Source organism: Hoeflea sp. (genome assembly GCF_039975035.1).
Taxonomy (GTDB): domain Bacteria; phylum Pseudomonadota; class Alphaproteobacteria; order Rhizobiales; family Rhizobiaceae; genus Hoeflea.
The window spans coordinates 1-8,709 of record NZ_JBDWHW010000199.1; the positions used below are offsets into that span (position 1 = coordinate 1).

The 8,709-nt window shown below is 59.5% G+C and carries 10 protein-coding genes and 1 pseudogene; 4 read left to right on the top strand and 7 right to left on the bottom strand.

Annotated features, from left to right (window positions below; translation table 11 throughout):
- Nucleotides 1–349: 349 nt before the first annotated feature.
- Nucleotides 350–1,972 carry a thiamine pyrophosphate-binding protein gene (locus ABJN75_RS17715; protein ID WP_348440909.1) on the top strand — a complete coding sequence of 541 codons (1,623 nt, stop codon included), beginning with the start codon at nt 350–352 and terminating at the stop codon, nt 1,970–1,972.
- A 241-nt stretch (nt 1,973–2,213) separates the two neighbouring features.
- Here the strand turns inward: ABJN75_RS17715 and ABJN75_RS17720 are convergent, their stop codons facing one another.
- Nucleotides 2,214–3,320 (bottom strand): alpha/beta fold hydrolase, encoded by a 1,107-nt coding sequence (locus tag ABJN75_RS17720; RefSeq protein WP_348440910.1) that lies wholly within the window; start codon nt 3,318–3,320, stop codon nt 2,214–2,216.
- 118 nt (nt 3,321–3,438) lie between these two features.
- Between ABJN75_RS17720 and ABJN75_RS17725 the strand changes: the two genes are divergently transcribed.
- Entirely contained in the window at nt 3,439–4,551 is a 1,113-nt protein-coding gene (locus tag ABJN75_RS17725; RefSeq protein ID WP_348440911.1) for a helix-turn-helix domain-containing protein, read from the top strand.
- Between the two features lie 347 nt (nt 4,552–4,898).
- Here ABJN75_RS17725 and ABJN75_RS17730 read toward each other — a convergent pair.
- From ABJN75_RS17730 to ABJN75_RS17750, 5 genes and pseudogenes are all read right to left on the bottom strand, one after another.
- Nucleotides 4,899–5,066, bottom strand: a pseudogene (locus tag ABJN75_RS17730) (ATP-binding domain-containing protein); the annotation flags it as partial.
- Nucleotides 5,067–5,103: 37 nt separating this feature from the next.
- Nucleotides 5,104–5,391, bottom strand: coding sequence for a helix-turn-helix transcriptional regulator (locus tag ABJN75_RS17735; RefSeq protein ID WP_348440912.1), 288 nt, complete (start codon nt 5,389–5,391; stop codon nt 5,104–5,106).
- Entirely contained in the window at nt 5,388–5,711 is a 324-nt protein-coding gene (locus ABJN75_RS17740) for a type II toxin-antitoxin system RelE/ParE family toxin (RefSeq protein WP_348440913.1), read from the bottom strand. Before ABJN75_RS17740 ends, ABJN75_RS17735 begins: the two co-directional genes overlap by 4 nt.
- A gap of 129 nt (nt 5,712–5,840) precedes the next feature.
- Nucleotides 5,841–6,968: an ATP-dependent RecD-like DNA helicase gene (locus tag ABJN75_RS17745; protein ID WP_348440914.1), complete on the bottom strand. Its 1,128-nt coding sequence runs from the start codon at nt 6,966–6,968 to the stop codon at nt 5,841–5,843.
- 153 nt (nt 6,969–7,121) lie between these two features.
- On the bottom strand, nt 7,122–7,511 hold the full coding sequence (locus ABJN75_RS17750) for an Rrf2 family transcriptional regulator (RefSeq protein ID WP_348440915.1): 390 nt from the start codon (nt 7,509–7,511) through the stop codon (nt 7,122–7,124).
- Nucleotides 7,512–7,598: 87 nt separating this feature from the next.
- Here ABJN75_RS17750 and ABJN75_RS17755 point away from each other — a divergent pair, with 87 nt between their 5' ends.
- Together ABJN75_RS17755 and ABJN75_RS17760 are read left to right on the top strand one after the other, a co-directional pair.
- Entirely contained in the window at nt 7,599–7,757 is a 159-nt protein-coding gene (locus ABJN75_RS17755; RefSeq protein ID WP_348440916.1) for a hypothetical protein, read from the top strand.
- Complete coding sequence (locus tag ABJN75_RS17760) at nt 7,750–8,199, top strand: group III truncated hemoglobin (RefSeq protein WP_348440917.1); 450 nt, start codon at nt 7,750–7,752, stop codon at nt 8,197–8,199. The genes ABJN75_RS17755 and ABJN75_RS17760 overlap by 8 nt, the downstream gene beginning before the upstream one ends.
- 100 nt (nt 8,200–8,299) lie before the next feature.
- Here the strand turns inward: ABJN75_RS17760 and ABJN75_RS17765 are convergent, their stop codons facing one another.
- Nucleotides 8,300–8,632 (bottom strand): nitrile hydratase accessory protein, encoded by a 333-nt coding sequence (locus tag ABJN75_RS17765; protein WP_348440918.1) that lies wholly within the window; start codon nt 8,630–8,632, stop codon nt 8,300–8,302.
- Nucleotides 8,633–8,709: the final 77 nt, after the last annotated feature.

Genomic DNA, 8,709 nt, shown 5'->3' on the forward strand with positions numbered 1-8,709 from the left:
TCCCGGCGGCGGTTTTCATTGATGACGATCCTGGACAATCAGGGTCATGATGCCGTTCGCATCCGGGCGAGTTCGAGCGCTGCGCCGGCTTGCCAGCGCGTTGAACCAACACCCCGCCTGCTGTTTTCCAGGACTTCACCAAACAGATCCGGCGTCCGGACCTTCCGGTGTGACGACATGATGTCATGTCATGATTTCCCAAGGCACCCAGCCTCATGCAAGATCATTGCACAATTGTCACCATATCTCTCTATCTGACGCATAGTTTCGTTAAATTCCGACCATATTGCGCGGTTCGCGCATGCGATTTCGGCTATCACGGATGAAATCGCGACTGGAGAGAATGCCGATGAGCAGCAAGATGCACTTCTATCAATCCGTTGCCCGCGCGGCCTCTGACCACGGGGTCGAGACCATGTTCGGGCTGATGGGCGACGCCAACCTGTTCATGGTCGATAGTTTCGTGCGCGACTGCGGCGGCAGGTTTGTGCCGGCGGCACATGAGGGCAGTTCGGTGCTGATGGCGCTGGCCTATTCCCATGTCGCGGGCAAGGTCGGGGTTGCCACGGTAACCCATGGGCCGGCGCTGACCAATTGCATCACTGCGCTGACCGAAGGCGTGCGGGGACATATTCCCATGGTTCTGCTTGCCGGCGATACACCGGTAACCAACCCGCGTCACGCGCAATGCATTGACCAGCGTGAACTGGTCAAGGCGACCGGCGCCGGGTTCGAGCAGGTGCGCGCGCCCGCGACTGTCGGCAAAGACGTTGCGCGCGCCTTCTACCGCGCCCAGGTCGAACGCCGCCCCATCGTTTTGAACATGCCTGCCGACTTCATGTGGCAGGAGGTGGAACATCAGGTCGAGGTGCTCGACGTCTTCACCGCGCCGGGTGGCGTGGCCGAAGGCAATATTCTGGACCAGGCCATCGGCATGATCGCCTCGGCCCGCCGCCCGCTGATCCTGGCCGGAGGCGGAGCGGTTAGCGCGCGTGACCAGTTGATCCGGCTTGCCGACCGGCTGGAGGCGCCGCTTGCCACGACGCTGAAGGCCAAGGGGCTGTTTAACGGTCATCCCCATAACATCGACATTTTCGGGACACTTTCCACGCCTGCCGCCTATGACCTGATCGCCCAGTCCGATTGCATCATCTGTTTCGGCACAGGGCTGCACGACTTTACCACCGACCGCGGCAAGCTGATGCAGGGCAAGCGGATCGTGCAGGTGGATATCGAACCGACCGCCATCGGTGGCGGGATGCATCCCGACGCAGCCCTTCTGGCCGATGCGGGGCTGACCGCGGAAACCATTGTGTATTGGCTGGATCAGGCCGAGATCCCGGCAACCGGCTTTACCCGTGAACTCGAGATCGGCGTGCTCACCGCCCATCCGGCGGGCACGGGCAAGACCGCCGATGGATGTGTGAACTTTGTTCACGCGCTGGAACGGCTTGAACAGGCGCTGCCGGTTGACCGTGTCCTGGTCACCGATGGCGGACGGTTCATGACCGAAGTCTGGTGCCGCATTTCCGCTCCCGATCCGAAGAGCTTTGTCGTGACAGCGAATTTCGGCTCGATCGGGCTTGGCCTGCAGGAATCCATTGGCGCGGGTCTTGCCGCGCCGGGGCGGCCGGTGGTGCTGTTTTCCGGCGATGGCGGTTTCATGATGGGCGGCATCAACGAATTCAACACCGCCGTGCGGCTTGGGCTCGACCTGATCGTCATCGTCGCCAATGATTCAGCCTATGGCGCGGAACATATCCAGTTTCTTGACCGGAAGATGGATCCGAGCCTGACCGAGTTCCACTGGCCGTCCTTCGCCGAGATCGCCAAATCGCTTGGTGGACAGGGAATCGAAGTGCATTCGAACGAGGAGCTGGAAACCGCGCTTGCGGCGATTGAGGCCCGCGACCGCCCTCTCCTGATCGAGCTCCGGCTCGACCCGCACGACGTGCCGCGCATGCGGATCTGAGAGATTTTCCGAGTGGAGTTGAACTTTGACGCAAGCCGGAACCCAACTCCCGGCTGCAACACGTGCATGGGAGCTGAGTTTGCACAGATTTCGCAGATTGTGGCCAGATGACCTTAGATATTCGACGGCATCAAGATCAGGACACTGCGATCGGGACGGATGGGTGCCCGAGGCAGGGTGCTGCAACATTTTCGACGCGACAGATCAATTCCAGGTATTCGACCATCCGCGCTCGTGTGATTTATCGAAGGCTCTCGGCAAAGAACGCCGTTACTTCATCTAGGATCAAAGCATGCATGGCTTCCCGGTGACGGCCACCGTCCTGACAAACGACCTCATCTCCCGGGATTTCTTCGGCCAGAATATCGAAACCTGCCGGTTTGCACAGATTGAAGAAATCGAAATGGCTTAACGTGGCGGGTTCAACGTAGCGGAAATTGCCGGTCGGAAGCGCGGCGACGAGTGCACGGGACTCAATGTCGAGTGTCAAACCGGAATTCATGATCGGAGCCCCGAATATTAGAATTCTCTTGTCAATTGTGCGAAGGCTTTCTTCCGAAAAACTCTGAGTCCCGCCCAGATCGAAGACCGCGAAGGCGCGAATTCTACTGTCTGACAGGTCCGCTTGCATCTGCTGGCGGTCTTGAGCTGTCTGAGCGATGTCCCAATCTGCAAGTATGTCACATGTCAATTCGCCCGGGGTTGCATCGCAGAATTGCGCAAGGTGCTCCGCATCATACCGGGCGCCAGCCAGCGCCAGCGCGGTGAACCCGCCCAGCGAATGCCCCGCCATAAAAACGCTATCGGGGTCAATTTGTACCTGCAAAGCGCCCGGCGAGACGGCAAAATCAATCACGCGAGTGATGTCGCCCGGTCGCTCCCAGAGCGCCCGTCGCTGGTCTGGATCCCGCAACCTCGTAGACGTTCCCGGATGATTTATCGCCGCGACCACGTATCCACGCCGCGCCATGGCGGCAGCAAACCACGCCTGGTTCCTGACGCTTCCGAACATGCCGTGCGACAAGACAATGATCGGAAAAGCTCCTTCGGCTGCGATGGCATCCCGAATGACGTGGGAGCCGACCCAAACTGCGCTCTCGAACTCCAGGCGCACTGGCCCAGCGGTGTCCGTCGGATACCAGATCAGCCCTTCAAGGGCCCGGTCACTCCGGTCATCACGGATCGTGAGCGTGCTCAACCCGGCGTCATAGCTACCGGTTTGTGATGTTCCGTGTTCCGAGTGAACGGGGCTGACAATCTGCGCCACGACTGGTGTGACTTCCTGCGCCAAAGAGGCAACGGGGGCTGTGGCGAAGACCAGAGTTGCGAGTGAACAAACGAGTTTCATGACTAGGTTCCTTTCATTGTTATGATCAGGGGCCTATCAGGGGGGCCGGTTGCCTTGCGTCCTGAAACGCGATCAAGGACTGCTATTCGGTCTGGGTGTTTGCGATCCGGACGGCGGGATGAATCGCGAGGAAAGGGGATTTCCATTGCTGCACGTGGTCATTCTTGTCGCCACGATGTCCCTGAGCGTCGTCATGACCCTGTTCATGACCCGGGTCGCTGTTGCGGGGCGGTACAGTGCTTCTTCGTTCGCACTCAGCGTCTTTTTCGGACTTACGGCGACCTCGGCGGGCTTTCTGCTGGCCGCGCTGCTTTTTCCGAACACAGAATTACGACAATGGCGCCCTGTTTTAGCGGCAGCGTCGCTCCCCGCGCTCTACCTGCATTTCGCACTTGGTGCGGACCCTGATTGTCGTCTCCGGCCAGCAGACTTGTGGCACATGATCCCGACATTGATGGTCATCGCAGCCCTCCTCGCCAACACATTCTGGGCAATCGACCCGATATTGTTCGCAACCTACAGCGTATATCTCCTAGCATTGCTGCGTCTGCACCAGCGCGGGAACCACCACTTCCGCGGTCTCGGCCGTGACGTGGGAACAACGCTGGCCTGGTTGCGCATCGTGATCGGGGTAATTTGCGCCAGCCTGGCACTGGAGGCAGCGATCTTCACAGAGCTGGTACGGGGCGGAGTGCTCGAAACCTCCCTGCCCCTCCTTTTGTCCACAACGCTGTTTTTCGGCCTTATGTCCTATGCATTGCTCGGGGCCATGGGACGTCCGTCCCTGTTTGAGCATGTGTATGACATGGTCAGCGACCGGTCCCCGCATCAGGACGACGAAGTGGCGAAACCGGAACCGGGGCCGGCAGATTACGCGCTCATGGAGCGTCTTGACCGCTTCCTCGGCGATCCGGATATCCTCGCCGACGACTCGCTGACCTTGAGCCGTGTGAGCAAACGCCTGAGCGTGCCTGCGCGTTCGGTCAGTGTCGCCGTGAACCGGGTCACCGGGAGAAGTTTCTCCGACCTGCTCAACGACCGGAGGATATCACTGGCAATCCGCCTCATGGGCGATGATCCGGAACGCTCGCTCCTGGACATAATGTATGCAACTGGCTTCGGAGCAAAATCCAACTTCTACACCCAGTTCAAGAGACGTATGGGCATGACCCCGGCAGCGTATCGGGTCCGGGATAACGCTGGTCCCGGCGCACGAAGCCGGAAAGCATAAATTTGGGACAGGATGGGAGATCCACAATTACAAGCGGGCCCGGCTGCAACAGTCCGCGGACCCCAAGCCGCATGTTTGATCGATAACCGCGATGCCAACCCCGGTTTCCGGCGCCCCTGTGGTTCAAAAGGTCAAACCAAACATCCGCTTAATGCGCCAATCGTGCGGTAGCCACGATTGTCATCAAGGTCGGCAAAGGGCTGCAAATGCCGTTTCCAGCAGGCGCCCCGAATGATCAGCACAGGCAAACCGGGGAACCAGACACTTACCGGCTGCTCCAGATTCCAGCCAAACCTGAAGATTGCGCATCACTTCAGAGCGGTGGCATCGGCGCATTGCCCCCTCACCTACCGGACAATCACCAGCCGCTCGGCTGCCCTTGTGATCGCGGTATAGAGCCAGCGTTCGCGGCTGTCGCGGAAGGCGTAGCTTTCATCAAACAGGACGACCGAATTCCATTGCGAGCCCTGCGCCTTGTGCACACTGAGCGCGTAACCGTAGTCGAAATCATCGTAACAATTCCTGGTGGACCTCATTGTTGTCCGTCAGGGATCATGGAGTCACCGCGTGTTCCAGACTGATCTTCAACCTCGCTCCCGTCGCCGCCGCATAGCGTTGCAATGCCTTCATCGACGGGCTGACCCGACCGCTTTCCAGTTTGGCCACATAAGATTGCGAAGTCTGCATTCTCTCGGCAACCTGCTCCTGTGTCATGTCGGCTTCCGCACGGGCACGGATCAGTGCCTCGGCGATCGAAAATTCCTCGGCCAATGAATCGTATTCGGCGCGCACATCGGGACGCTCCAGCAATTTCTTTTTCAATTCAGTCAACTTCGTCATTTGACGTCCTCCGCTCGCTTCAAAGCGAGCTCGATCTCACGGCGCGGGGTCTTTCGGGTCTTCTTGGCAAACACCCGAACCACGACAACCCGTTTGGGTCTGGCCACCACGTAAAGGGCGCGGGAAATACCATCCCTCCCCTTCATCCGGATTTCCCAAAGCGGGCCTTCCAGATGCTTCACATGGGGTTCGCGGATATGCTCCAGCCCCAAAGTTTCAATCAGCTCACCTATGCGGATGAACTTGGCAATCTGATCGGCAGGCAGCGATGACAGCTCCGCATCGACCGACGCATCGAGAGTTTCAACGATCCAGGTCATCTATATATCAAATCTGACATATTCATGCAATCACCATCCGAGTACGGACCAGCGGAGTTTCCAGATCGGCTACGCATGAGTATGCAGCCGCAAACGCGGTGAAACAACCGGGGGTTGGCAGCTGTCGCGTTACCTGACAATCACCAGCCGCTCGGCAGCGCGGGTGATCGCGGTATAGAGCCAGCGTTCGCGGCTGTCGCGGAAGGCGTAGCTTTCATCAAACAGGACGACCGAATTCCATTGCGAGCCCTGCGCCTTGTGCACAGTGAGCGCGTAACCGTAGTCGAAATCATCGTAGCGTTTCTTGGTCTGCCAAGGGACTTCGAGATCGGGGTCGTCGAAGGCGCTCTTGAGCAGCTTGATCTTGGCGGAACCGCGATCCATGTCGTCATCTTCGGGCCGCACCAGCAGGTTGATGCCGGGCTTGACGGTTTCCTTGGACGAGGTCATGACCTGCCAGAGCGAGCCGTTGAGCAGGCCCTTGGAGGGATCGTTCCTCAGACACACCAGCTTGTCGCCGGCCTGCGGAAAGGCTTGCGTAAACCCTTTGAGCTCGCGCAGGCGCTGGTTGTAGCGCCGCCGTGTGCGGTTGGTGCCGACCAATACCTGATCGGCCTCGAGCACCATGTCGCGGTCGACCTCGTTCTTGCCGATCACCTGGGCGGTACCATAGTCGCCATGCATGATCTCGCGGCCTTCGCGCACCTGCATGGCCAGATCGATGATCGGGTTGTCGCGGGCCTGACGATGGATCTCGGTGAGCAGAATATCGGGCTCGGCTTCGGTGAAATAACCGCCGCCCGAGATCGGCGGCAACTGCCCCGGATCGCCCAGCACCAGGATCGGCGTGCCGAAGCTCATCAGGTCCTTGCCCAGCGCCTCGTCGACCATCGAGCATTCGTCAATGATGATCAGGGCGGCCTGCGCCAGCGGGCTCTGCCGGTTGAGCGAGAACAAGGGCGAGACAGTGGTCTTGCCGGTTTCCTCGTCGGAAACTTCCTCCTCGCCCTTCGGACGGTAGATCAGCGAATGGATGGTGCGGGCATTCTTGGCGCCACGGGCGCGCAAGACCTGGGCTGCCTTGCCGGTGAAGGCTGCAAACAGCACGTCACCGTCAACATGCTCGGCGAAATATTTGGCGAGCGTGGTCTTGCCTGTGCCGGCATAGCCGAACAGCCGGAAGATCGGTGTGCGGCCATCCTTCAGCCAGCGCGAGACGGCTTTGAGCGCCTCATCCTGTTGGGGTGAAAACTTCATATCCCCCTCATGGCAGATTCGCCGTTCTCTGTCGCGCCCCAGCGAAGTCCACCGAGCGCACCGTCACAGACGCGGAAAATGGTTCACTTTTGCACTTATCTGTACGCTATAGCGGCACGCAAACAGCAAAATGAACCGAACCGGACCGATTAGTTAGGTAATCGAGGCCAGATCATGCTTGCCGAGCGTTTGCAGAAACGCCAGCTTGGCCTGGCCGAGCACGCCCTTGAGCCCGCAATGCGGCAGAAACGAGCATGGCTCGCCGCCAAAGCAGCCGGCGATGTTGAAGTCAGGCTCCATGTGCAGCGCAACCGCTTTGAGATTGATGTCGCGGGCCGGCATCGCCAGGCGCAGGCCGCCGTTGCGGCCGCGCACGGTGGCGACAAAACCGCCGGCGGTCAGGTTTTGCGCAACTTTCATGAGATGGTTTTTCGAGACACTGAATTCCCGCGCCAGATCATCAACCGATTTGACCTCGCCGGGCGCCCGGGCCAGCGCCATGAGAACACGAAAGGCGTAATCGGTGTGCAGGGTCAGGCGCATGATCGAACCTCAATACTGGTATTTTGTATATTGCTTTAAACAGCATAAAATATTAGTGGTAAACAAAATACCTGAAAAGAGGATTTGATGAAAACACTGCTTTGGCTTTTTCTTCTTCCCGGCGACATGGTCCGCCGCAAACTCGGCATCACAATCGAGCAGGATGGCGGGTTGATCCGCTCTTTCATCAACATGTGCTTCTGGGGGGCGATCACGCTTTTGGCCGCGCTGAAATTCTATGTCTGACAGACCACAACCAATTACGATTGAAGCCCGGCCGTCGCAACCGCGCACGCCGGTTGTCGAAATCTCGCCTGAAGAGATCGCCATGCTGGTCGACCGGTTTTACGCCGAGATCCGCCGGCACCCGCGTCTGGGCCCGTTGTTCGAAGCCAGGCTCGCCGGTATCTGGGACATGCATCTTGAGCGGATGAAGCGGTTCTGGCGGTCGGTGCTGTTGCATTCGGGCGAATATTCCGGGCAACCGGTGGCCAAGCACAATGCCTTGCCGGACCTTCGGGAAGACGACTTCATGATCTGGCTCGAAGTCTTCGAGACCACGACTGACAGCCTGTTTGATTCCCAGTTGTCTGCTTCCATTCTCACCGTTGCCCGCCGGATTGCCCGCAGCCTGTGGCTGGCCCGTTTCGGCACACCGTTCAGCCAGGCACCTGCCTGGCTGAGCTGACACCTCCGGGACAATCGGTTTCCTGGCTGCCCGATTAGCCAACCGCTTGACCGGCTCGTGAACGGGCGGACGCAATCCAGCGTTGCCGTTATTACAAGCTTCACCCGCACTCGGGATCGTTCTCGAGCCTGATCGGCTTGCCATGCGGCGTGGCGTGTGCAGCGCGACGCCAGGAGGCCGAGAGCGCATCGATCATGCCGGCGTTGGCGACGCCTTTTTCATCAAGCAGTGCCTCGAGTGCTGCCAGCCAGTGTTGGTAATAATCGCTGCCATCGGCAGCCGCACCCGGACTGGCGACTTGCCTGGAAAGCTGTTCGGCCCATTCGCTCCAGGTAAACAGGCCGCGCTCGTTGAGCGCCACGGCAAGCGCGAAGACCTGCGCCTGCCAGGGTTCGGCGAATACCGGCGCATAGGGGCCTGCGTCCGGCGGCAATTGAAGCCGGGCAGCGGACGCCGGTTCGGTCCGTCCGGCAGCCCCCGGATCAGACCGGCTCAAGATAGCTCTCCCAC